The organism is bacterium SCSIO 12827 (genome assembly GCA_024397995.1).
In the GTDB taxonomy this organism is placed as follows: Bacteria; Pseudomonadota; Alphaproteobacteria; order Rhodospirillales; family Casp-alpha2; genus UBA1479.
Map to the genome: position 1 here is coordinate 535,361 of CP073746.1, position 24,094 is coordinate 559,454.

Below are 24,094 nucleotides of genomic sequence, written 5' to 3' on the forward strand. Positions count from 1 at the left end.
GACTGCCCGCCCTTGGGCGGGCGGTCTTCTTCCGGCAGAAATTAAATGGAAAACGTCAGGACGCGCACTTGATGCATTGCGCCGCCTGGGGCACGGCTTCGAGCCGCGCCGGAGGAATAGCCTCGCCACAGGTGACGCAGTCGCCATAGGTGCCGCCGGCGATCCGCTCAAGGGCGGTTTCGATCTGCGCGATTTCGATCAGCGCCGCGTTGCCCAGGTCTTCCAACACCTCATCGCCCTCGTTCTCCGTGGCGCGTTCTTCGAAATCCTGGCTGTCCGGTTCACGCAGCGTCTGGTCGATGTCCGCGATCTCCTCTTTCAACACCGCGAGGCGCTTTTCCAGGACCGGTTTCATCTTTTCCCCAAGATTCATGGACATTCCCTTTCGGTTTGGACGTGGGCCATCGGTCGCGTCTGATCATTAGAATAACATAGTCGATAACATCGGACATGACCGCCTTGAGCTAGGTCAATTATCTGGGGGCGAAATCGCGGCGGTGCAACCGACAGCCGCTTTGCGGCCCTTCGGGCTTTTCTCGCCTCGCGGAATGCTCTAGGAAACCGGCCATGGAACGGTTCATGGATTTCACCTTCGTCGCGGCCCAGCGTCTGACCGGCGTGGGCGCCGATCATCCGGCGGCGGCCCTGCACGGGCATACCTTCAACGGTACCCTGCGGCTGCACGGCACGCCTGATGCGGCGACGGGCTGGGTGATCGACCCGGCGGACCTGAAGCGGGAAATCGACGCCGTGCTGGCCGATATCGATCACCAATACCTGAACGAACTGCCCGGTTTGGAAAACCCCTCGACGGAACGCCTCTGCGGCTACCTGCGTGACCATCTGGCCCAGCGCTTGTCCGCCGCCGGCACCGTCGCGGTCGAGCTTTGGGAAAATCCGGCCGTCGGCTGCATTACGGAAGGACGCCCCGCATGACCGCTGCCCCCGGCACGATGACCGTCTACCACGGCTTTTCCTTTGAAAGTGCCCGCCGCCTGCCGCGCTTGCCGGACAGCCATATGTGCTCCCGTCTGCACGGTAATACCTTCCTGCTGCGTGTCGCCGTGACCGGCCCGGTCCGCGAATCGGAAGGCTGGGTCATTGATTTCGCCGAGGTCGCGGCCCGCGTCGAACCCGTTCTGGCGGAAATCGACCACCATTATCTGAACGAGGTTCCAGGCCTGGAAAACCCCACCACGGAAAACATCGCCGTCTGGCTATGGGATCGAATTGCGACTCATCTTCAAGGACTTAGCGAGATCGAGATCCGTGAGAACGCCACCACCGGCTGTGTCTACCGAGGCGCCTGACGCCCGCCGCCGTCGCCATCATACCGCCGTCCCACGGCTTTTCCTTGCCCGATTCTTCCCGTTATTACAAAATCTTGGCCAATGGTTTCGCCTCCGCGCAACATATCGGGGAATACCCCAAATGTGCGGGCGAAGGCCAATGCGGCAACGAGGAGACGTCCCATGGAATTCCTGATCCTGCAGTCCAAGAAGGACCCGGATTTCTTTATCATCACCGACGCGCGGAACCTGGACCGCGCGGTGCAGGAATACCGGGATAATCAGCCCGGCGACGAGCTGTCCGCGATTCCCGAAGGCGCCGGCGGCCCGATCCTGTCATCGATCCCCAACCTGTCCGTGGTCAAAAGCTTCATCGACCTGATCGGCTATTTCGGCCATGCGGTCGAAGTGCCCATGGAATGGCCGACCCCGGTCCAGCGGGACGACGCGGCGGCGGGCTAGACACCCGGAAGCTGGGGGACGGACTGGGCCCTTCCCCGCATTCAAGTCAGCGAATGTTGGAACGTCAAGGGCGGGCCTAGCCGCGCCCGCGATACCCTGCCACGCCCTGATCCGGAATCCACAGGCCTTTGGGCGGCTCACCCGTCTGGTGGAAAACGTCGATGGGGATGCCGCCGCGCGGGTACCAATAGCCGCCGATGCGCAGCCATTTGGGCGCCGCCGCCTTCTTGATCTTGGCGGCGATATCCAGGGTGCATTTCTCGTGAAAGCCGGCGTGATTGCGGAAGCTGGCCAGGTAGAGTTTCAGCGACTTGCTCTCGACGATCTTGCGGCCCGGTACATAGTCGATGACCAAGTGCGCGAAATCGGGCTGGCCGGTGACGGGACAGAGCGACGTGAATTCCGGGCAGGTGAAACGGATCAGATAGGGCGTCTTGGGGTGCGGGTTGGCGGCGCATTCCAAGGTCGCCGTCTCGGGGCTGTCCGGGATCGTCGAGGCCGCGCCCAGTTGGGTCAGGGTGGTTTCCGTCGTCTTCGCCATGGCTAATCGCCCTCAATCGCGGGAATGTCGCCCGCCGCTTCGCCGTCTTCGAACGCCTTCTTGAACGCTGCGAAGGTTCCGTTTTCGATGGCCTGGCGCATGCCCGCCATCAGTTCCTGATAGTAATGCAGATTATGCCAAGTCAGCAGCGTCAGCCCCAGGATTTCCTTGGCCTGGGCCAGATGGTGGACATAGGCCCGGGAATAGTTGGTGCAGGCGTAACAGGAACAATCCGGGTCGATGGGCCGGGGGTCGTCCTTGTGCCGGGCGTTGCGGATGTTCACCTGGCCGCGCCGGGTGAAGGCCTGGTCCGTGCGGCCCGACCGCGTCGGCAACACGCAGTCGAACATGTCGACGCCGCGTTCCACCGCCCCCACCAAATCCGACGGCTTGCCCACACCCATGAGGTAGCGGGGCTTGTCTTCCGGCAGGTGCGGGGTGGTGACGTCCAGGGTTTGGAACATCAGGTCCTGGCCTTCGCCCACGGCGAGCCCGCCGATGGCGTAGCCGTCGAAGCCGATGGCTTTCAGCGCCTCCGCCGATTCCCGGCGCAGGTCCGGATAGACCCCGCCCTGGACGATGCCGAACAGGCCGTAGCCGGGGCGCTGTTCGAAGGCATCGCGGCAGCGCTGGGCCCAGCGCATGGACAGTTCCATGGACACGCGGGCTTCGGCCTCATCCACGCCGAAGGGCGTGCATTCGTCCAGCACCATGGTGATGTCGGCGTCCAAATCGTTCTGGATCGCCATGGCGCTTTCCGGCGTCAGCTCGTGCTTGGCCCCGTCGATGTGGGAGCGGAAGGTGACGCCCTTTTCCGTCAGCTTGCGCAGGTCCTTCAACGACCACACCTGGAAGCCGCCGGAATCGGTCAGAATCGGCCCGGGCCAGTTCATGAATTCGTGCAGGCCGCCCAGACGTTTGATCCGTTCTGATCCCGGGCGCAGCATCAGGTGATAGGTGTTGCCGAGCACGCATTGGGCGCCCGTCGCGGCCACGGCCTCGGGCGTCATGGCCTTCACGGTCGCGGCCGTGCCGACGGGCATGAAGGCTGGGGTTTCCAGCGGGCCATGGGCGGTGTCCAACCGGCCCCGGCGGGCCCGGCCATCCATGGCGCTGACGGTGAAATGCATCTGTTTGTTCATGGCGCGGACTATGATGGGACCGCCGTCCACAGGCAAGCGCCCATCCGCCTCTTTTTGTCAGGGCGGATGGGCGTGCCGTGGGCCCCTCAAGAATGCGGGTCAGGCGGCGCGCAGGTCCTGAAGCATGGCGTCGATGGCCTGTTTCAGGCTGTCGGCTTGATTTGACAGATTTGTGGCGGCGGTTGAAACCTCGCCGGCGGCGCTGCCGGTATCCTCGGACGCGTTGCGCACGGCATTGATGTTGGTCTGGACCTTGTCCGTATGGACGGCGGCGTCCTGGCTGGAGCGCGCTATTTCCTGGGTCGCGGCGGACTGTTCCTCGACGGCGGCGGCGATCGCTTCGCTGACCGCATTGATTTCGTCGATGGTCGCGGAAATGCCCTGAATCTCGCGCGCCGCGTCTTCCGACACATTCTGCATGGTGGCGATTTCCCCGGCGATTTCCTGGGTCGCCTTGGCCGTCTGATTGGCCAGATTCTTGACCTCTGACGCGACCACGGCAAAGCCCTTGCCCGCTTCGCCGGCACGGGCGGCCTCGATGGTGGCATTCAGGGCCAGCAGATTGGTCTGTTCGGCGATATCGTTGATCATCTCCATGACGTTGCCGATCTTGGCGGCGGCGTCCTTCAGGCGGACCATGGTCTGATCCGTTTCGCGCGCCTTGCGGGAGGCTTCCTGCGCCACGTCATGGGCCCGGCCGACCTGGCTGGAAACCTCTGCCATGCTGGCGGTCATTTCTTCGGTGGCGCTGGCAACGGTCTGCACGTTGCCGGTTGCCTGTTCGATGGCCGCGGCGGTATCCGTCGAGTGGGAAAGTGCCTGAGCCGCCAAATCGGTCAGACTCTTCGATACGTCGGACATGCTGCGCGCGTGGTCATTGACATTGACCATGATGGGGCCGACCTGGCGTTCGAAGCGGGTGGCCATGTCGAGCAGCAGCTTGCGGCGTTCTTCCTGCCCCTCGTGTTCCAGGCGTTCGCGCTCCTGACTTAGCCGTTCGACCTCTGCCTTGGCCTCCTCGGCGGTGGCGACCGCTTCGGCGCTTTGCCGGAACCCGGTGACCAGACGGAACGTCAGCCAGCTTAGGACGATGGTTTCCATGACGACGATGACGGCATGAAGAACGACGCGGAAGAAGTCGGCGCCATCGGGGAAGATGGCATAGGGCAGGGTGAAATTGAGGACCAGATGGTGCACGGCGACCGTCGCGGCGGCGACCAACACCGCCCGCCAGCAACAGAAGGCGGCGACCATCGCCAGAACGGCGAAAAAGTACATATGTACGTCGATCTGCCAGGCATGACCGGCGAACAGGTACAACAGAGCGCCGACATTGATCATGGCGCCGGCGGCGATCAGGAAGCGGCTTGCTGCGGCCGTCGGCTGGGTGCGCCACGCGACTGTTGATGCAACGGCAACGGCGGCGATGATGCCGGCCCCGGTGATGATGTCGCCCTGTGTCAGCCAGAACGCGAGACCGGCAAGCGGCAGGTGTGCCCAGGCGAACAAGACGAAAAATCGGGTTGAGTTGATGCGGAGCTCGTTAAGGGCATCCATGATCGGGTTCCTTTTGGTGATCGTCAGTTTGCGGCAGGTCGGGTGAGGCAACTGCCGAGGACCAGCGGATTGATGGTGAGCAAGACGCCCCGGTCGCGGAGGCGGGCCAGGGTTTCCGGGCGGTCAAGGGCGACGACGGCGATGAACGGCCAAGCCCCTTCGCGGACCAGGCGTCCGCCTGCATCGGCGATGCGGGCCAGGACCTGGGCGCCGTCAAGGCCGGGCGGGAACACGACGCCGACCTGCGGTTGGCCCGGCACGGGCCGCAGGGTGGCGGCGGCCAGCCATAGAATACAGACGGCGACCAACAATGTGGCCGGCAAGAGATTTCGGAACGTCATGTCCAGCCGATGCCTTATGCGGATTTTTCCGCAGGATTGGGTTTCACCGACCTCAAGAGCGGGCGGAGATAAGCATAAACCAGAATGCAATGAAAGCCTTGCCGCAGCCTGACACGGGCGGCATTGGTCCGGCGGTTTATTCGGCGCCGTCGTTGCGGTGCAGCAGGCAGGCATCGCCGTAGGAATAGAAGCGATAGGCATCGGCGACGGCATGGGCATAGGCGCTTTGCATACGCTCCAGCCCGGAGAAGGCGGCGACCAGCATGAACAGGGTCGAGCGCGGCAGGTGGAAATTGGTCAGCATCAAATCCACGGCGCGGAAGGTGTAGCCCGGGGTGATGAAGATGTCCGTGTCGCCCTTGAAAGGATGGAGCCAGCCTTCGTCGTCGGCCGCCGTTTCCAGCAGCCGCATGGCGGTGGAGCCGCAGGCCACCACGCGCCCACCGGCAGCCCGCGCCTGGTTGATGAAGGCGGCGGCCTGCGGGCTGATTTCGCCCCATTCCGCATGCATGACGTGGTGGCGGGTGTCGTCCTCGCGCACGGGCAGGAAGGTGCCGGCGCCCACATGCAGGGTCAGGCTGACCCGCTCGACCCCCCGCGCGTCGAGGGCGGCCAGCAGCTCCGGCGTGAAATGCAGGGATGCCGTGGGGGCGGCGACGGCGCCGTCGCGGGCGGCGAACAGGGTTTGGTAGTCGTCTTTGTCGGCATCGTCGCCCGTGGCTTCGCGCTTGATGTAGGGTGGCAGGGGCATGACGCCGAACTGTTCCAGCGCGTCCTTCAAATCCGGCCCGGCCTTGTTGAAGCGCAGGACGACCTCGCCGCCGTCGCGCTTATCCACGACGTCGGCGGAAAAACCGGGGGCGAACACGATGTGGTCGCGCGGGCTGAGCTTGCGCGCCGGGCGGGCAAAGGCCCGCCACAGGCCGTCATCGTCCCATTTGTGCAGGGTGACCTCGACCTTGGGCCCGCCTTCGGGCGGGCCGGGGCGGGACGCGTCGCCGCGCCGCCCGGTCAGGCGCGCCGGAATCACCCGCGTGTCGTTGACCACCAGCACGTCGCCCGGATTCAACAGCGACGGCAGGTCGCGCACTCCCCGGTCGATCAAGGCGTCGGGCGTGACCTCCAACAGGCGTGCGGAGTCGCGTGGGCTCGCCGGTTTCTGGGCGATCCGTTCCGGCGGCAGGTCGAAATCAAACAGGTCGGTTTTCATGGGGGGCGAAACTTAAGACAATGCGTGCGGATTGTCAGGAGATTCCTGGCGGGCTAACGTTGATCTTCATCGGGTCCTGGGGGGGGGACCGTTCGGAACAAGGGGTTTTCCATGGTCAGACTGATTCTTGCGATTTTGATTCCGTGGTTCGTGTTCTTCACGATCGGCCGCCCGATCCAGGGCATCATCTGCTTGATTCTGCAGTTGTCGCTGATCGGCTGGGTCCCGGCGGCGATCTGGGCCGTCTGGGCGCTCAACAACTACAACACGGACAAGAAGATCGCCCAGGCCGGCATGGGCGGCATGCCGGGCGACGGCGACAGCTGACCCGTTCTTCCTGGTGATTAAGGCCGGGGGCCGAAAATGTCCCCGCGCCGCAGGCGCGCCAGATGCGCATTCGCCGCCCCGGCGAAGCGGTTCAGAAGCATGCGCAGGATGCGGCTGACGATCACGAAGGCGACGGACGGCCAGACGTAGGGCTCCCACCATTCGATGGCGTGGGGCGCGCCACCGAACAGGGTGATCTCCTCGCGCACGGACAGGATGCCGTAAAGGCCCGCGGCCGCCGCCGCCGCCACGGTCCAGGCCACGTAGCGCCCGTAGCGCATGACTTGACGCATCAGGAACCACATGGCCGGTGACCTCCTTGGGCCAGCGCCCGCCTAGACGTCTTTCAGCAGAACCGGCTGGCCGCTTTCAGCCCCTCGGATGACGGCTTCCAGCACCGCCGTGCCGTGCACGGCCTCGGCCGGGGGCAGGGGGTAGGCGGCCTTGCCCGTGCAGGCATCGGCGAAGGCTTCCAGTTCCGCGCGCTCCATGTCGAAGGGTCCGTATTCGATCATCTCTTCCTTGCCCGGCGTGCCGTCGGCCGCGACCTTGCAGACGAACAGGCGGTCATAGCTGTGCATTTCCGCCCAGCCGCCGGTACCGAAGACCTGAATGCGCCAGATCGGCGCCGTCGCCGTCAGGGTGCCCAGGTAGCCTGTGGCGCCCGAGGCGAAGCGCAGCATCACCGAGGTCGTGTCGTCGGTGGGGATTTTCAGGAACTGACGGTCCGACCGAGCCGTGACCTCGTCGACCGCGCCCATCAGATAGATCATGGCGTCGACGACGTGTATGCCCATGGGCGTCATGCCGCCGGCCGGGCTTTCATCGACCTGGGCGCGCCAGCTGTCGGGCCCGTAGCGCAGGCCGCCGGAGCCGCTCAAATTGCCTTCGATATGAAGAATCTGGCCAAGCGCGCCGCTGGTGATCATGTCCTTGATCTTCAGCGTGATCGGATGGAAACGCCGGTTGTGGCCAAGCGCCAGAACCACCCCCGCGGCCTCGGCCGCGTCGGCGGCGGCCTGGGCGCTGTCGCGGTCCAGGGTGAAGGGTTTTTCGATGAAGATCTGCTTCCCCGCGGCGGCGGCGGCGATCACCTGATCCGCGTGCTGGCTGTGCGGGGTGGCCAGGATCACCGCGTCCAGGTCCGGGTCGTTCAACAGGTCGGCCAGGCCGTCGCGCAGGTCGATGCCCTTCTCGGCGCAGAACGCCTCGGCCCGGGCCTTGCGGCCCGTACAGCCGGCGGTAATGGTAATTTTGTCGCTTTTGCCGTGAACGGAATTGACGAGGGTCTGGCCCCAACGGCCCAGTCCGGCGATGCCTGCTTTGATCATGGTGACGGTTCCCTTCCCCAAGGATTGTATGCAATTGGCCCCATATCGGGGCGACGACCATATTGCCAGACCTTGACCCGCGTCTATAGTGAAGCCATGACGACGACCCGGGACCTCAGCGATCAAGCGACACCGGCAGGTCCCCGGGAAGTCGACAACTGCCGGGGCATGCTGTTCATGATGGTGGGGGCGGGGCTGATTGCCTGCCTGCACGCGTTGGTCCGCGACGTCACACAGGAACTGCACCCCTTCGAAGTCGCCTTTTTCCGCAACGTGGTCGTGCTGATCGCCTTGACGCCGCTGTTGCTGCGCCAGGATCGGCACGCATGGAAAAGCAAGCGGCCGGATCTGCAACTGGTGCGCGGCGTGGTCGGCTTGGGCGCCATGCTGACCTGGTTCTATACCTTGTCCCTGGTGCCTGTCGGCGATGCCACGGCGCTCAGCTTCACGGTCGTGCTGTTCACCTCCTTGGGGGCTGTGGTCATGCTGCGGGAGAAGATGGGCATTCGCCGCTGGGGGGCTCTGTTCGTCGGTTTCATCGGCATGACGATCATCATCCGCCCCGGGTTTCACGAGATCAGTGCGGGATATTTGTGGGCGTTGGGGTCGACGGTGCTCTGGGCCTGGGCGTTGCTGTTGGTGAAAATCCTGTCGCGCTACGATTCCCCGGTCACCATCGTGTTCTATTCCTCGGTCTATTTCACGCCGGCGACGCTGATCTTGGCGCTGTTCGTCTGGGAATGGCCGACCTGGGCCCAGTTCGGCGAGATGATCGCCATTGGGCTGATCGCGGCGCTGGCCCATCTCGCCATGGCCAAGGCCATGCAACTGGGCGAGGCGACCGCCGTGCTGCCCGCCGACTTCACGCGGTTGCTGTGGGCGGCGGGGTTGGGCTATGTGATGTTCGGCGAGTTTCCGGATTTATGGACCTGGATCGGCGGTACCGTGGTGTTCTGTTCGACCCTTTACATCACCTATCGGGAATCCCGGGCGAAGGGGTCGGCCGATGGGGCTACCCTGAAAACCACCGAAGGCTAGGTCGGCCCTAAATCGGCCACGCGGGCGGATGGGTGCCGAGGGGCGCCGCCGGCAGGTCCCAGCGCGGCGGCGTTTCCGACATCTGCACGACCGGTTTCAGGTGTTCCATGGGCCCCCAGGCGGTGTCGTGGATTTCCATCAGATCCTTGACGTCGTCGTAGTCGGGCTCCGCCAGTTGCTTGGCGGCATCATCGCTGACCCGTCCCAGACGATCGATCCAATGGCCGCTTTGCGCCAATGACAGGCGGACCAGCCAGCTGCCGCCGATGGTGGCGCGGCGGCGCAGGGCCTCCATGGCGCCGAAGGCGGCGAGGTATCCGGAGACATAATCGAGCGCCTGCGCCGGCAGATGGCGGGGCGTCTCCGGCCCACCATGTTCCGCGGCGATGCCCATGGCGCATTGGGCCAGGGAATCGAAGCCCCGGCGATGAGCCCAGGGGCCTTCGTGGCCCCAGGCGCTCAGGCTGACGAAGACGATCCCGGGACGCAGTTCGGCCAGGCGCTCCGGCGCTACGCCGCGCCCGGCCAGGGTGCCCGGGCGATGGCCCTGGGTGACCACGTCGGCCTGTTTGATCAGGGCGTCGAGGGTATCGGGTGCACCCGGGTCGCGCAGATCCAGATTGGCGGCCAGCTTGCCGTGGCCGGTGTCGCGCAGCAGGCTGTCGTCGTCCGGGCGGTCGGGCCGGCCGATACGCATGACCTGTGCCCCGTGCTCCGCCAGGGTGCGCCCGCAGACCGGCCCGGCGATGACGCGCACCAGTTCCAGGGCGCGGATGCCGGACAGCGGGCGGTCGCCGGCCGGCAGGGGTTGCACCGGCGCGTCGCCGATTTTCTCTATACTTATAAGTGGCAGGCCCGCGACCGCTTTGCCCTGGGGATGGGCGGCCCATTCGTCCTTGCTGCGGATCATGAAGGCGCAGAGATTTCGTTCCGCCACGGCAGCCTCGAACGCGGCGGCGTCCCAGGTGCCAAGCGCCGCGGTAACTGCCGCCCGGTTGGATGAGCAACCCAGGATGTCGAGAATACCCTCGGCCAGCCAGGGGTAGTTGCAGTGAAGCTGGACCCAGCGTCCGTCGGCGCAGCGGTAGAGGCCTGAGATATCCGCCCAGGCGGCTCCGAAACCGGCCGTTCCCACGCGGACATGGCGATTGGAGCGCATGGCCAGCGCCGCCGCGCGGAGATCAACGGAAATATCCTGCGTCTGCCCGGTCTTCAGGCACCACAGGGCGTCGGCGGCCAGCCCGACCGCGCCCAGCACCGCCGCCCCGGCGGTGGCCACGCGGAAAGTTGTGGGTAACTGGGGATCCGCGCCAGTGAAGACAGGAGTGTCGGAAGCCCGCCCTTCCCAGCCCACGGCGTCTAGAATTTCGGTCAATGCTTGCTGGGATGAAGACGGCGCTGGCATAGCTTCGAACATGTTTTTGGACTCATTAAGGATGCACATTTGGGTACTTATACATCCTTGCATTCATGCGGCCTATGCTTTGAAATGCGCTCAGCCTCTCATGACAGGGACGGCCAGGATTGCCGACCAGAAGTTACAAAGGCGTAAGCCACGGGCGGCAGGGAATTGAACCAAGGGAGGACGAATATGTTTCGTCAAATTTTGAAGGGCCTGCCGGTCGCGGCGGTTGCGCTGGGTATCAGCGCGGGCGCGGCACTCGCCGGCAAGGCCAATGATACGCTTACCTGGGTGACCGACCGCGAATCTCCTGTCGTCGATCCCTACTTCAACCGTACCCGTGAACTGGTCATCATCGGCAACACGGCCTGGGACGGCCTGCTGTTCCGCGACCTCAAGACCGGCAAGTTCGTGCCGCTTCTGGCCAAATCCTACAAATGGGTCGATAACGTGACCCTGGACTTTGAACTGCGCGAAAACGTCAAATTCCACGACGGCTCCAGCTTTGGTCCGGAAGACGTGATCTACACGGTGGACTTTACCACCAACAAGGACAACGGCATCGTCACGCTGAAGAACGTCAGCTGGATGAAATCGGCCGAGAAAACCGGCCCGAACAGCATTCGCATTCACCTGCACAAACCGTTCCCGGCGGCCCTGGCGTATCTCGCGCAGGCCGTGCCCATCCTGAACGCCGGCCATTACGACAAGGCGCCGATGACTCAGGACGGCAAAAAGGACTTCGGCGCGGTCAAGCCGAACGGCACCGGCCCCTACAAGATCACCGAAATCGTACCGGGCGAGAAGATCGTCATGGTCCGCAACGACGACTATTTCGACGGCAGCCCCAAAGGCAAGCCGGCGATCAAGAATCTGGTCTATCGCACGATCAAGGAAATGAACACGCAGATGGCCGAACTTCTGACCGGCGGCGTGGACTGGATCTGGGACGTGCCGAAGGATCAGGCCGAGAAGCTCAACGCTTCCGGGCAGGTGGATGTCGTAAACGCCAAGACGATGCGCATCAGCTATCTGGCGTTCGATGTCGACGGTTCGTCTGACGTCAAGGCGTTCAAGGACCAGCGCGTGCGTCAGGCTATCGCGCATGCGATCAACCGGGAGTCCATCGTCAAGAACCTGGTCGGCGAAGCGGCGGCGGTGATCAACACCCCCTGCCACCCGGATCAGGTCGCCTGCGCGCAGGACGTGTCGGGCTATGAATACGACCCCGCCAAGGCCAAGAAGCTGTTGGCCGAAGCCGGTTATCCCGATGGGTTCGAATTCGACATCTACGCCTATCGTCAGCGTGAATTCACCGAAGCCGTGATCTCCGATCTCGCCAAGATCGGCGTCAAGGCGAAGCTGAGCTTCATGCAGTACCGCAAGCTGCGCGGTCTGGCGCAGAACGGCGTGACCCCGGTCCATCACATGACCTGGGGCTCCTACTCGATCCCGGATGCGTCGGCCTGCGCCGGGGTGTTCTTCTCGGGCGGCAAGGACGATCCGGCCAACGACCCGAAGGTCAATGAGCTGATCAATAAGGCCGGAAACCTGACCGATCAGGGCGAACGTGAAAAGCTCTATAGCGAGGCGTTCAACATCATCGCCAAGAACGTCTATTGGCTGCCGATGTTCACCTACGCCAAGAACTACGCCTACAACAAGGATCTCTCCATCGAAACGACGTCGGACGAGATCCCGCGCTTCTACACCGCGAAGTGGAAGTAACTTTCGTCTGAATGGCGATATCGCCCGGCGGTCCCGTAAGGGCCGCCGGGTCGCCGTTCGAATTCCAGGGGGGCGGTACGGATGGGCGAAACATGCTGAAATATATTCTGAAACGGTTGGGGGTCGCCTTCATGGTGGCGCTGACCGTTTCGGTCATCACGTTTTCATTGATCTATGTTTCCGGCGATCCCGCCGTGGCGCTCGCCGGCGAGGCGGCGTCGAATGACGAAATCGAACACATCCGCAAATCCTACGGATACGACCGTCCGATCCCCGTGCAATACATGGATTGGCTCGGCCGGGCCCTGCAGGGCGACTTGGGCCGCTCTCACTATCTGAAAGAAGACATCTCCGACGTCATTCTGACCCGATTGCCCAACACGCTGATCCTGGCCGGTTGCGCCATCGCCTTTGCGCTGATCCTGTCGATCCCTTTGGGCGTGGCGGCGGCGATCCGCCCGAATTCGCTGATCGATCGCTTCGCCCTGACGCTTGCCGTGGTCGGTCAGGCGCTGCCGTCGTTCTGGTTTGCGCTGATCATGATGTTCTTCCTGGGCATTCAGATGCGCTGGCTGCCGATTTCACGGGTCGAGACCTGGCAAGGCTTCATCATGCCGTCCATCGCGCTGGGCTATTACGTGACGCCGGGCGTCATGCGTCTGACCCGCGCCGGGATGCTCGAGGTTCTGCAGTCGGATTACATCCGCACGGCCAAGGCCAAGGGCCTGCGTCCCATGGTGGTCCTGTTCAAGCATGCCTTGCGTAACGCCATTATTCCGGTGGTGTCGCTAGCCGCCGTTCAGTTCGGCTTCATGCTCGGCGGTTCGATCGTCATCGAAAGCATCTTTGCCATCAACGGGCTCGGCTTCCTGGCCTGGGAGACCATCCAGCGCGGCGATCTGCCCATGATGCAGGCGATCGTGCTGGTTCTGTCGCTGTTCTACATCGTCATCACCTTCTTGGCTGACATGTTGAACGCCTTCCTCGATCCCCGAATCAGGGTGACCTGACATGGCCCGTCCAGAGACCCAATCAATCACCCCCTCGGGTGCCGCACCGTCCGACGCGGACAAAATTTTGGAACCGTCGCCCGCGTCGCAGATGCGCCGGCGCATCTTCGGTCACTATGGAATCATGATCGGCGGCACGGTCTTGGCCGCCATCTTCCTGATCGCGATCTTCGCGCCGCTGCTGACGCCGTTCGATCCGATCCTGGACCAGGATCTGGCGCAGAAGCTGAAACCGCCGTTCTGGCACGACAGCCCGAAATACGATCCGGCCCATCCGCTGGGGACGGATCTGCAGGGCCGCGATTACCTGACGCGGCTGGTTCACGGGGCCCAAATCTCGTTGCTGATCGGGTTTTCGGCGATGCTGATTTCCGGGGTCATCGGCACAGCCCTGGGCGTCGCCGCCGGCTATTTCGGCGGGCGGGTCGACATGGTGGTCAATTTCATCATCACGACGCGGCTCTCCATGCCCGTGGTGCTGGTGGCGCTGGCCGTGGTGTCGTTGATCGGGTCCAGCTTGTGGATCGTGATCTGGGTGTTGGGGCTTCTGATATGGGACCGTTTCGCCGTCGTGATGCGAAGTACGACCATGCAGGTGCGCAACCTGGATTACGTGGCGGCGGCCCAGGCCTGCGGCTGTTCCACCCTGCGCATCATCATGACGGAAATCATGCCCAATGTGGTCAACCACCTGATCGTGGTGGCGACCCTGGAAATGGCCCATGCGATCCTGCTCGAGGCGGCGTTGTCGTTCCTCGGGCTCGGCGTGCAGCCGCCGGCCCCCAGCTGGGGCCTGATGATTTCCGAGGCCAAGGGCATGATGTTCTTCGACCCCTGGCTGATCGGTGTGCCGGGGGCGGCGCTGTTCGCGCTGATCCTCGCCATCAATCTTCTGGGTGACGGCGTGCGCGACGTGACTGCACCCGAAAATCGGAATTAGGAAGAGGACGAAGAACGGCATGAGCGATCTGATCCTCGAAGTCCGCGACCTGGTCGTCGACATTCCCGTCGCCACCGGGATGCTGCATCCGGTGCAATCCATCAGCTTCGATGTGACGCGGGGCGAAACACTGTGCATCGTCGGTGAATCGGGCTGCGGCAAGTCGCTGACCTCGCTTGCCGTCATGGACCTGTTGCCCGGCACGGCGCGCCGTACGGCGTCGGTGCTCAAGCTCGATGACGAGGACCTGCAGTCGGCCGGCGAACGGCGCATGACCGATATCCGCGGCAACAAGATGGCCATGATCTTTCAGGAACCCATGACCTCCCTGAATCCGGCCTATACCATCGGCAACCAGTTGGAAGAGGCGCTGCTGCGCCACAAGCAGGTCAGCGGCGCTGAAGCCCGCGAGCGTGCGATCTACCTTTTGGAAAAGGTCGGCATCACCGCCGCCGCATCGCGCCTGACCCAGTATCCCCATCAGTTGTCCGGCGGCCTGCGCCAGCGGGTGATGATCGCCATGGCGCTGATGTGCGGACCGGATCTGATCATCGCGGACGAGCCGACAACGGCGCTGGACGTGACCATCCAGGCGCAGATTCTCCACCTGCTGGCGGACCTGCAAAAGGAATTCAACATGGGCATGATCCTGATCACCCATGACTTGGGCGTGGTCGCCCGCGTCGCCGACCGGGTGGCGGTCATGTACGCGGGCCAGATCGTCGAAACGGGCACCGCCAAGCAGGTATTCGAAAACCCGACCCATCCCTATACCCAGGGGCTGCTGGAATGCATTCCGATCCCGGGCAAGACGGAACGGGGTGCTCCGCTCGGCTCCATCCCCGGCATCGTGCCGTCCCTGGTGGGGGAACTTCCGGGCTGTCATTTCGCGGACCGCTGCCCCCATGTGATGGACACCTGCCGCAGCGGGCGGATCGATCTGCATCCCTCGTTCGAGGACGGGCACATATTCCGCTGTCTGCTGACGCCGGACCAGAGTGCCGCCAACCTGAAGAAGGGGGCTGCCTGACATGGCTGACCAGGAAGACATCGTTCTCGAAGCCCGCGACGTCACCCGCACGTTCATGATCTCGGCCGGATTCATGAAGGGCAAGAAGCCCCTACATGCCGTCAACGGCATCAATCTCAAGGTTCGGCGCGGCGAGGTTCTGGGCCTGGTCGGGGAATCAGGCTGCGGCAAATCGACCCTGGCCAAGATGCTGCTGGGCCTGTTGGCGCCGACCGCGGGCACGCTCTACGTCGGCGGCACGCCGACCAGCGAGATGGAACGCCTGGACATGGCGCGCAAGGTCCAGCCTGTGTTTCAGGATCCGTATTCATCGCTCAACCCGCGCAAGACCATCGGCGACATCATCAGCCTGCCCGTGCGTGTGCAGGGTGGGCCCGACGCGGTCGACGGCAAGGACCTGCGCACCCGGGTCGAGGAAATCATGGAATTGGTCGGCCTGCCGCGTCGGCTCTACCGCAACTTCCCGAACCAGTTGTCGGGCGGCCAGCGCCAGCGCGTGGCCGTGGCCCGCGCCCTGATCAACCGGCCGGAGGTCGTGATCTGTGACGAGCCGACCTCGGCCCTCGACGTCTCGGTCCAGTCGCAGATTCTCAACCTGTTGCAGGACCTGCGCTCGGAGCTGAACCTGACCTATATCGTCATCAGCCATAACCTGGCCGTGGTTGAACACATGGCGACCCGTGTCGCGGTCATGTACCTGGGCCGCTTGGTTGAGGTCGCGGACACGGACAGCCTGTTCGACAATCCGCAGCACCCCTATACCCGGGCGCTGTTGAAATCGGTGCTGACGCCGGACCCCAACCTGGACGTGCCTGACTCGGGCCTGGGTGTGGCCTATCCCAACCCGGTCGATCCGCCGTCCGGCTGCACCTTCCATCCGCGCTGCGTCGACTGCATGGATCATTGTTCCGTCGTCGCCCCGCGCACCATCCCGACCAAGACCGGTCTCGTCGAATGCCATCTCTATGACGAGAACCAGGGGAGGGGACGCCAAGCGTCGTAAGACCGCCCGGGCAAAAACATGACCCGCCAACACGCCATCGATGCCGCGCTTGCCCATTTCGACGACCCGGAAGGTTTTTTCGAAGACCTGAAGGCGCGCATCGCCGTGCCGACGGAAAGCCAAAATCCGGAACGCCTCGCGGATTGCTATGCCTATCTGGAAGAAGAGATGCGCGATGCCTTTGAGGCCCTCGGCTACGCCTGTCGCGTTTATGACAATCCCCACGAAGGCTGCGGCCCGATCCTGTTGGCGACGCGGTGGGAGGGCGACGACCTGCCCACGGTGCTTGGCTACGGCCATGGCGACACGGTGTTGGGTCAGGAAGGCCAGTGGAAGGACAATCTGGATCCCTGGCGCCTGACCAAGGTCGGCGACAAGGTCTACGGCCGCGGCACCGCCGACAACAAGGCCCAGCATTCGACCCATCTGGCGGCCTTGCGCGCCGTGCTGGACGCGCGGGGAAACCTTGGCTTCAACCACAAGTTCATCATCGAGACCGGGGAAGAAAATGGCTCCAAGGGCCTGAAGGACCTGGTCGCGCGGGAGAAAGAGGCCTTCACCGCCGATGTCTATTTCGCTTCCGACGGGCCGCGGTTCGACGTCGCCAAGCCGAACCTGACGCTGGGCAACCGGGGGGCCTTCAATTTCGATCTGGTCGTGGATTTGCGCGACGGCGGGCATCATTCCGGCAATTGGGGCGGGCTGCTGGCCAATCCTGGGATCATCCTGGCATCGGCGCTGGCGACCGTTATCGACGTGAACGGCCGCATTCTGGTGCCGGCCCTGCTGCCGCCGCCGATCAGCAACAGCGTGCGCGCGCTCCTGGCTGACGTCACGCGCGAGACGTCCAAGGGCGGCCCTGCCATCGACGACGACTGGGGGGAGTCGGGATTGACCCGGGCCGAGAAAGTCTATGCCTGGAACACCTTTGAAATCCTTGCCATGAAGACCGGCAATCCAGACAATCCGGTGCATGCCGTGCCGCCCAAGGCGGTTGCCCATTGTCAGCTGCGCTTCGTGGTCGGAACGGACTGGCAGAACATCGTCCCGAATCTCCAGGCCCATCTGGACGCGGCAGGCTTCGGCATGGTCAAGGTGCAGCCCTCGACGGGCGGCAACGCCGCCTTCTTCCATGCCGCGCGCACGGACCCGGATCATCCCTGGGCCAAATGGGTGCGGGCCGCGGTGGAACGCACGACCGGGGAGAATTGCCGCATGGTGCCCAATTCGGGCGGGTCCATCTGCAACGACGTGTTTCAGGACGTGCTGGGCATTCCCTTCGTGTGGCTGCCGCTCAGCTACACCGGCTGTTCCCAGCATGCGCCCAACGAACACATTCTGTGGTCGCTGACCCGCGAGGGCATGGAACTGGTGACCGGCATTTACTGGGACCTGGGCGATCCGGAAACGGCCTATAGACTTGAAAGGAATGCGGCGTGACACGCGATGCGGTGATCGACAGCCTTGAACATTATTTCGACGACGGCGGGTTCTGGACGGACCTGTCGCGCCGCGTCGCCATCAAATCGTGCAGTCAGGACGAACCGTTCCGGCCGGAGTTGTACCGCTACCTGACGGACGAAATGACGCCCTATCTGGCGGAGATGGGCTTCGAGAGCGAGATTTTCGAAAACCCCAAGCCCGGCGGCCAGCCCATCCTGGTCGCCCGCCGCCATGAAGGCGACGACCTGCCGACCCTGATGACCTACGGCCATGGCGACGTGGTGCGCGGCTATGACGACCAGTGGCGCGACGGCATCGGCCCCTGGGACATGAAGAAAGAGGGCGAACGCTGGTACGGGCGCGGCACCGCCGACAACAAGGGGCAGCACACCATCAACCTGGCGGCCATGAAGGCCTGCATGGACGCCCGCGGCGGCACTCTCGGTTACAACGTGGTCGCCTTGATCGAAACGGGCGAGGAAACGGGATCGCCGGGCCTGCGCGAGTTCTGCCGCGATCACAAAGACCTGTTCAAGGCCGACGTGTTCATCGCCTCCGACGGTCCGCGATTGAATGCGCAGCGGCCCACGGTCTATTTCGGCTCGCGCGGGGTGTTCAATTTCACCATGTCGCTCGACCTGCGCGACGGCGGCCATCATTCCGGCAACTGGGGCGGGCTTTTGGCCAATCCGGGGGTGATCCTGGCCCATGCCATCTCCACCATCGTCGACGCCAAGGGCAAGATCCTGCTCGACGATCTCAAGCCGGATCCCATTTCCAATTCCGTGCGCGAGGCGCTGTCCAAGCTGACGGTCGGCGGCATGGAGGGCGATCCGGAAATCGATCCCGACTGGGGGGAGCCGGGTCTGACCGCCGAGGAAAAGGTGTTCGGCTGGAACACCTTCGAAATTCTGGCCTTCAAGACCGGCAATCCGGACAACCCGGTGAACGCCGTGCCGCCCAAGGCCTTCGCCAAATGCCACATGCGGTTTGTCGCGGGCTTCGATCCGGCCGTGGTACTGCCCGCCGTGCGCAAGCATCTGGACGCGCTGGGATACGACAAGGTTACCCTGACCCCGGACCGGGAATTCATGGCCGCGACACGGCTGGAGCCCGACACCCCCTGGGCCAAATGGGCGATCAATTCCCTGGCCCGCACCGCAGGGGAAGAGCCGGCCGTGCTGCCCAACCTGGGCGGATCGCTGCCCAACGACTGCTTCGCCCATATCCTGGGCCTGCCGACCATCTGGGTGCCGCATTCCTATCCGGCCTGTTCGCAGCACGCGCCCAACGAACATATTCTGGAGCCCGTGTCCCGCTCGGCCCTGCGCCTCATGGGCGGGCTGTTCTGGGACCTGGGCGAGACCGCCAGTCTGCCGCTGCAATGACCGAACCTTGTGATCTGTCCGCTGTCGACCTGCGCGCCCTGATCGGGGCGAAGAAGCTGTCGCCGGTGGAACTTGTGGAAAGTTGCCTTCGGCGCATCGCGGCGGTGAACGGTAAGGTCAATGCCTTCGTGGCGTTGGATGAAGACGGCGCCCTGGCGCGCGCCCGGGAACTGGAGGCCGAGATCACCCAGGGCCGCGACCCGGGGCCGCTGGCCGGCCTGCCCGTGGGCATCAAGGACCTGGTCAATGTGAAGGGCATCCGCACGACCTACGGTTCGTTGCTGTTCAAGGACCATGTGCCCGATGCCGACGACGGCCAGATAACGCGCCTGCGTCAAGCCGGGGCGATCATCCTGGGGAAGACCAACACGCCGGAATTCGGCTCCGGCGCCAATACCACCAACCGGGTGTACGGCGCGACCACCAACCCGTTTGATCCGGCGCGCACGCCGGGCGGCTCGTCCGGCGGCTCGGCGGCGGCGCTGGCGTGTTCCATGGTGCCGCTGGCCCAGGGCTCGGACACGGGCGGCAGCCTGCGCGCCCCTGCCACCTGGTCCGGCGTGGTCGGGTTCCGTCCGCGCCCGGGCGCCGTCGCCAACGAACGGCGGATGCTGCCGCTGACCTATTTTTCCGTCCAGGGCCCGATGGGCCGGTCGGTCGCCGATACGGCGCTGCTGTATTCCGCCCAGGCAGGCAGCGCCCATCCGGGCGACCCCATGGGCATTCCTTTCGACGCGGCCTCTTTCGCGAACATCCAACCGGCGGAGCTGGGCAAGCTGCGCGTGGCCTTTTCCGAAGACCTGGGCACGGCCCCGGTGGACGACGGGATCAAGCGCGTGTTCCGCCAGCGCGCGGGGAAAATTCGCGATGCCTTCGCCCATGCGCGGGACGACCAGCCCGACATCACGGGTGTGCGCGAGGCCTTTTGGGTGCTGCGCTGCGTCTATTACATGGCCTATCACAAGGACCGGGTGGAACATCACCGCGACCTGCTGTCGCCCAACATCATCACCAATACGGAAGCGGGATACGAGATGTCCCTGGCCGACGTGGCGGCGGCGGAGGTCGCCTGGCGGCAATGGTACGACCGCTTCCAGGCCTTCATGGAAGACGTCGACCTGCTGATCCTGCCGGGCAACGCCTATCCGCCATATCGCCTGGATACGGGTGCGCCGACCGAAATCAACGGCAAGCCCATGGAAAATTACATGGACGCGTCATTGATCCGCTCCGCCCTGACGCTGACCGGCAATCCGGTGATCGCCGTGCCCTGCGGCCTGGATGAGACGGGGGCCCCCTTCGGGTTCCAGATCGCCGGCAAGCGCCATGGCGAGGCGGAATTGCTGGCGGCATCGCTCGCCATCGAAACCATTTTGAACGCGGACGGCGAAACCGCCCGCCCGATCCCAGACCTGGAGAAATTGACATGACCAAGCCAACGACGGCGACCGAACTTTGTGACCTGACGGCGACCGAGGCCCGGCGTCTGATCGGCACCAAGGAAATTTCCCCGGTCGAGCTGCTGGAAAGCTGCATCGCCCGGATCGAGGCGGTGGATGGTGCGGTCAACTGCATGGTCACCCGCGCCTATGACCGGGCGCGCGAGGAAGCCAAGGTCGCCGAACAGATGGTGATGGACGGCGAGGAATTGGGCCTGTTGCACGGCCTGCCCATGGGCATCAAGGACCTGGAGGCGACGGAGGGCATCCGCACCACCTGGGGTTCGCTGCCGACCAAGGATACGGTGCCGGAGGCCGATCAGGGCTCCGTCGCCGCCGTGCGGGCCGAGGGGGCGATCCTTCTGGGCAAGACCAACACGCCGGAATTCGGCGCCGGCGCCAATACCAAGAACCGCGTGTTCGGCGCCACGGGCAATCCCTTCAATCCGGAGCTGACCTGCGCCGGGTCGTCCGGCGGCTCTGCCGTGGCGCTGGCGACCGGGATGGTGCCGATCGCCTCGGGCAGTGATTACGGCGGCAGCCTGCGCACGCCCGCAGGGTTCTGCGGTGTGGTCGGCTTTCGCCCGTCGCCGGGCACGGTCCCGGCGGAAGGCAAGGCCGCCGCCCTCATGCCCTGGTCGGTTCTGGGACCCATGGCGCGCACGGTCGCTGACACCGCACTGCTGCTGCAGGCGCAGATGGATGACGACCGCCGCGATCCGTTCTCGCATCTGGTTGATCCCCGCCTGTTTTCATCGGTGGATGGCCTGGACCTGGGGTCGATCCATGCCGCGATCACGCCGGACCTGGGCTGTTGCCCCGTGGACAAGGGGATCGCCGATACCTTCAAGGCACGCACCGATCAGTTCAGGGGCGTGTTCGCCGAGGCCCAGGACCGGGCCCCGGACATGGGCGACATCCACCGCGTGTTCGAGATTTTCCGCGGCATCACCTTCGTCGCCATGCATCAGGAACGCCTGAAGAATCACAGGGACCTTTTGGGTCCCAACGTCATCGACAACACCACCCGGGGGCTTGAGGTCACGGCGTCCGACGTCGGCTGGGCATTGGTCGAGCAGGCCAAGATCATGCGCAACTTCATCGATCTTTTCGACGAGGTCGATGTGCTGATCTGTCCCGCCGCTTCCGTCTCGCCGTTCCCCCACGAACAGCTTTATGTGGACGAAATCAACGGCGAGAAAATGCCAACCTACATGCGCTGGCTGGCGATTTCCTACGCGCCGACCATGGCCATGGCGTGCTCCGCCGTGATCCCCTGCGGTGTCGATCACAAAGGTATGCCATTCGGTCTGCAGGTCATGGCGCCGGGCGGCAAGGACGCCCTGGTGCTGGCCGTGGCCCATGCGCTGGAACAGTATTTCGCGGACAAGGCCGATTTGATGCGGCCGGTGCCGGATCTAACCAAATTGAAAGCCTAGGACAGAGCCATGACCAAGCGCGTTCTCATCGCCGGTTTCAAGCACGAGACCAATACCTTCTCGAAACTGCCGACGGACATGGCGGCCTACAAGGCCCGTTCCTATTACCGCGACGACGAGGTGGCGTCGAAGATGCGCGGCACGGCGACGGAGATCGGCGCGGCGCTCGACGCCGCCGAACGGCACGGCTGGTCCATTCGCCATCCGATTTATGCCAACGCCACGCCATCGGGCAAGGTGACCAAGGACATGCACGATCATGTCACCCAGGCAATTGTCGACGCGTTGAAATCCGACGGTCCTTTCGACGGCATCCTGTTGTGCCTGCACGGCGCCATGGTGTGTGAACATGACGAGGACGGCGAGGGCCGGCTGCTGCAATCCGTGCGCGATGTCGTGGGCCCCGACGTGCCCCTTGCCATGACGCTCGACCTGCACGCCAACGTGACCGACCGCACGGCCGATCTCTGCGACATCGTGATCAGCTACCGGACCTATCCGCATATCGATCAGTACGAGATCGCGACCCAGGCCTGTGATCTTCTGGCGCGCACCATGGCGGGCGAGATACATCCCAAGGTTCATGTCCGCCGCCGTGAAATGCTGGACGGCGCCGATCATGGGCGAACCACGTCGCCGGGGCCGATGACCGAGGCGCTGGCGACACTGGACAAATTGCTAAAGGCAACGCCGGGCATTTATGCCGGGTCGATCAACGCGGGCTTTCCCTGGGTCGATATCCACGACACGGGGCCGACCTGCATCATCACCGGGGAGGGCGACAATCCGGCCCATGGCAAAATCGCCGAACAGGTGATGGATCAGATCTGGCGCGACCGCAACAAGCTGACCATCAATCTGCTGCGCATCGACGAGGCGATGGCCCAGGTCAAGGCCGCCCTGGCCCAGGGTGTTTCAGCGCCCATCGTGCTCGCCGATTACGCGGACAATCCGGGCGGCGGCGGTTACGGCGACGCGACGAAGCTTCTGGGCGCGATGGTCGAGGCTGATCTGCCCGATGCGGCCTTCGGGACGATCTACGATCCCGAGGCGGCGCTTGCCTGCCGGAACGCGGGCCTCGGCACGACGTTCAGGCTGGAACTCGGCGGCAAGGTCGATCCGGTCGTGCAGGGCGGGCCGCTGTCGCTGATGGGCACGGTGACGGCGATCACCGACGGCACCTTCGCCATGGAAGGGCCGATGACCCGGGGAACCCGTGTCGACATGGGGCCGGCGGCGGTGTTCAGCGTCGGTCACCTGGATATCGTGGTGGCCAGTGCCCGATACCAGAACTACGACAAGATGTTCTTTAAATCCGTGGGCATCGACCCGGAGAAAAGGAAGGTTCTGGGCGTCAAATCGGCGCATCACTTTCGCGCCGCCTACGGCCCCATCGCGTCACAGATCATCGTCGTCGACGACGGCGGCGGCGTGACCTCGCGCAACTACAAGGATCTGGATTACAAGAACGTCCGCCGGCCGGTGTTCCCGCTGGATATGGACTGATCCGGCGGCTGCCTACACGGGGCCGACGACGTTACGAAACGTCAGGTTGATGCGTGGGCCCACGGGTTTCTTCGTCTTGGGCACCCGGTGCAGCCAGTCGGCCTGACAGCGCCCGGACATCACCAGCACGTCGCCGTTGCCCAGTTCCGTGCAGACGGCGTCGCCTTGTTTGTCCTTGCGCCGCATCTGAAAGCGCCGGGCGGCGCCCAAGCTGATCGAGGCGATCACGGGGGCCGGGCCCAATGACGCTTCGTCATCTGAATGCCAATCCATGCTGTCGGCGCCGTCGCGGTACAGATTGGCGAGGACGGAATTGAAGGGGGCCCTGGCGATTTCTTCGCAGCGATTGCGCAGATCCGCCAGCACGGGCGGCCAGGGCCGTGGTTCCAGACGCAGCCCTGAATAGGCATAGGCCGCGTCACCGTACCAGGCACTCAGGCGCGGCTGCGGAATGCGCCGACCGTAGAGAGACAGTTCTTCCTGTTTCCAGTCGACGTCCGCCATCACCCGGTCGAACAGGGTGTCGGC

The 24,094-nt window shown here is 64.2% G+C and carries 25 protein-coding genes; 15 read left to right on the forward strand and 10 right to left on the reverse strand.

Annotated features, from left to right (window positions below; translation table 11 throughout):
- Positions 1–55 precede the first annotated feature (55 nt).
- Positions 56–373: a TraR/DksA family transcriptional regulator gene (locus KFF05_02515; protein UTW52273.1), complete on the reverse strand. Its 318-nt coding sequence runs from the start codon at positions 371–373 to the stop codon at positions 56–58.
- Positions 374–567: 194 nt separating this feature from the next.
- Here KFF05_02515 and KFF05_02520 point away from each other — a divergent pair, with 194 nt between their 5' ends.
- From KFF05_02520 to KFF05_02530, 3 genes are all read left to right on the forward strand, one after another.
- Positions 568–936: a 6-carboxytetrahydropterin synthase gene (locus KFF05_02520; GenBank protein ID UTW52274.1), complete on the forward strand. Its 369-nt coding sequence runs from the start codon at positions 568–570 to the stop codon at positions 934–936.
- A gap of 17 nt (positions 937–953) precedes the next feature.
- Positions 954–1,310: a 6-carboxytetrahydropterin synthase gene (locus KFF05_02525; protein UTW53551.1), complete on the forward strand. Its 357-nt coding sequence runs from the start codon at positions 954–956 to the stop codon at positions 1,308–1,310.
- 162 nt (positions 1,311–1,472) lie between these two features.
- The gene (locus KFF05_02530) at positions 1,473–1,751 is read left to right on the forward strand and encodes a hypothetical protein (protein UTW52275.1); all 279 of its coding nucleotides are present in this window, start codon (positions 1,473–1,475) and stop codon (positions 1,749–1,751) included.
- 76 nt (positions 1,752–1,827) lie between these two features.
- Here the strand turns inward: KFF05_02530 and queF are convergent, their stop codons facing one another.
- The 5 genes from queF to queA all read right to left on the reverse strand — a co-directional run bounded on the left by queF (position 1,828) and on the right by queA (position 6,542).
- Complete coding sequence (gene queF, locus KFF05_02535) at positions 1,828–2,292, reverse strand: NADPH-dependent 7-cyano-7-deazaguanine reductase QueF (GenBank protein ID UTW52276.1); 465 nt, start codon at positions 2,290–2,292, stop codon at positions 1,828–1,830.
- Between the two features lie 2 nt (positions 2,293–2,294).
- Positions 2,295–3,422, reverse strand: coding sequence for a tRNA guanosine(34) transglycosylase Tgt (tgt, locus tag KFF05_02540; protein UTW53552.1), 1,128 nt, complete (start codon positions 3,420–3,422; stop codon positions 2,295–2,297).
- Positions 3,423–3,533: 111 nt separating this feature from the next.
- On the reverse strand, positions 3,534–4,991 hold the full coding sequence (locus tag KFF05_02545; protein ID UTW52277.1) for a chemotaxis protein: 1,458 nt from the start codon (positions 4,989–4,991) through the stop codon (positions 3,534–3,536).
- A 23-nt stretch (positions 4,992–5,014) separates the two neighbouring features.
- Positions 5,015–5,332, reverse strand: coding sequence for a hypothetical protein (locus tag KFF05_02550; protein ID UTW52278.1), 318 nt, complete (start codon positions 5,330–5,332; stop codon positions 5,015–5,017).
- Positions 5,333–5,468: 136 nt separating this feature from the next.
- Positions 5,469–6,542, reverse strand: a complete 1,074-nt coding sequence (queA, locus tag KFF05_02555; GenBank protein UTW52279.1) for a tRNA preQ1(34) S-adenosylmethionine ribosyltransferase-isomerase QueA — start codon at positions 6,540–6,542, stop codon at positions 5,469–5,471.
- A 111-nt stretch (positions 6,543–6,653) separates the two neighbouring features.
- Between queA and KFF05_02560 the strand changes: the two genes are divergently transcribed.
- On the forward strand, positions 6,654–6,869 hold the full coding sequence (locus KFF05_02560) for a YqaE/Pmp3 family membrane protein (protein UTW52280.1): 216 nt from the start codon (positions 6,654–6,656) through the stop codon (positions 6,867–6,869).
- Between the two features lie 17 nt (positions 6,870–6,886).
- On the opposite strand, the gene KFF05_02565 is transcribed toward KFF05_02560, so the two are convergent.
- Positions 6,887–7,174: a hypothetical protein gene (locus KFF05_02565; protein ID UTW52281.1), complete on the reverse strand. Its 288-nt coding sequence runs from the start codon at positions 7,172–7,174 to the stop codon at positions 6,887–6,889.
- Between the two features lie 30 nt (positions 7,175–7,204).
- Complete coding sequence (locus KFF05_02570) at positions 7,205–8,200, reverse strand: Gfo/Idh/MocA family oxidoreductase (GenBank protein ID UTW52282.1); 996 nt, start codon at positions 8,198–8,200, stop codon at positions 7,205–7,207.
- 96 nt (positions 8,201–8,296) lie between these two features.
- Between KFF05_02570 and KFF05_02575 the strand changes: the two genes are divergently transcribed.
- Positions 8,297–9,238: a DMT family transporter gene (locus tag KFF05_02575; GenBank protein UTW52283.1), complete on the forward strand. Its 942-nt coding sequence runs from the start codon at positions 8,297–8,299 to the stop codon at positions 9,236–9,238.
- A 7-nt stretch (positions 9,239–9,245) separates the two neighbouring features.
- Here KFF05_02575 and KFF05_02580 read toward each other — a convergent pair whose 3' ends face one another.
- A complete protein-coding gene (locus tag KFF05_02580) occupies positions 9,246–10,643 on the reverse strand; it encodes a CoA transferase (protein UTW53553.1) in 1,398 nt (465 codons plus the stop codon).
- A gap of 186 nt (positions 10,644–10,829) precedes the next feature.
- On the opposite strand from KFF05_02580, the gene KFF05_02585 reads away from it, so the two are divergent.
- From KFF05_02585 to KFF05_02630, 10 genes are all read left to right on the forward strand, one after another.
- Positions 10,830–12,368, forward strand: a complete 1,539-nt coding sequence (locus KFF05_02585) for an ABC transporter substrate-binding protein (GenBank protein ID UTW52284.1) — start codon at positions 10,830–10,832, stop codon at positions 12,366–12,368.
- Positions 12,369–12,460: 92 nt separating this feature from the next.
- On the forward strand, positions 12,461–13,378 hold the full coding sequence (locus tag KFF05_02590; protein ID UTW52285.1) for an ABC transporter permease: 918 nt from the start codon (positions 12,461–12,463) through the stop codon (positions 13,376–13,378).
- A gap of 1 nt (position 13,379) precedes the next feature.
- Complete coding sequence (locus tag KFF05_02595; GenBank protein UTW52286.1) at positions 13,380–14,318, forward strand: ABC transporter permease; 939 nt, start codon at positions 13,380–13,382, stop codon at positions 14,316–14,318.
- A 19-nt stretch (positions 14,319–14,337) separates the two neighbouring features.
- Entirely contained in the window at positions 14,338–15,348 is a 1,011-nt protein-coding gene (locus tag KFF05_02600; GenBank protein UTW52287.1) for an ABC transporter ATP-binding protein, read from the forward strand.
- Position 15,349: 1 nt separating this feature from the next.
- Positions 15,350–16,351 (forward strand): ATP-binding cassette domain-containing protein, encoded by a 1,002-nt coding sequence (locus tag KFF05_02605; GenBank protein UTW52288.1) that lies wholly within the window; start codon positions 15,350–15,352, stop codon positions 16,349–16,351.
- Positions 16,352–16,369: 18 nt separating this feature from the next.
- Positions 16,370–17,791 carry a M20 family metallopeptidase gene (locus KFF05_02610; GenBank protein ID UTW52289.1) on the forward strand — a complete coding sequence of 474 codons (1,422 nt, stop codon included), beginning with the start codon at positions 16,370–16,372 and terminating at the stop codon, positions 17,789–17,791.
- Positions 17,788–19,182 carry a M20 family metallopeptidase gene (locus KFF05_02615; GenBank protein UTW52290.1) on the forward strand — a complete coding sequence of 465 codons (1,395 nt, stop codon included), beginning with the start codon at positions 17,788–17,790 and terminating at the stop codon, positions 19,180–19,182. The genes KFF05_02610 and KFF05_02615 overlap by 4 nt, the downstream gene beginning before the upstream one ends.
- Positions 19,179–20,612: an amidase gene (locus KFF05_02620; protein ID UTW52291.1), complete on the forward strand. Its 1,434-nt coding sequence runs from the start codon at positions 19,179–19,181 to the stop codon at positions 20,610–20,612. The genes KFF05_02615 and KFF05_02620 overlap by 4 nt, the downstream gene beginning before the upstream one ends.
- Positions 20,609–22,060 carry a hypothetical protein gene (locus KFF05_02625; protein UTW52292.1) on the forward strand — a complete coding sequence of 484 codons (1,452 nt, stop codon included), beginning with the start codon at positions 20,609–20,611 and terminating at the stop codon, positions 22,058–22,060. The genes KFF05_02620 and KFF05_02625 overlap by 4 nt, the downstream gene beginning before the upstream one ends.
- 9 nt (positions 22,061–22,069) lie before the next feature.
- On the forward strand, positions 22,070–23,566 hold the full coding sequence (locus KFF05_02630) for a M81 family metallopeptidase (protein ID UTW52293.1): 1,497 nt from the start codon (positions 22,070–22,072) through the stop codon (positions 23,564–23,566).
- A 12-nt stretch (positions 23,567–23,578) separates the two neighbouring features.
- On the opposite strand, the gene KFF05_02635 is transcribed toward KFF05_02630, so the two are convergent.
- Positions 23,579–24,070, reverse strand: coding sequence for an alpha-ketoglutarate-dependent dioxygenase AlkB (locus tag KFF05_02635; GenBank protein UTW53554.1), 492 nt, complete (start codon positions 24,068–24,070; stop codon positions 23,579–23,581).
- Positions 24,071–24,094: the final 24 nt, after the last annotated feature.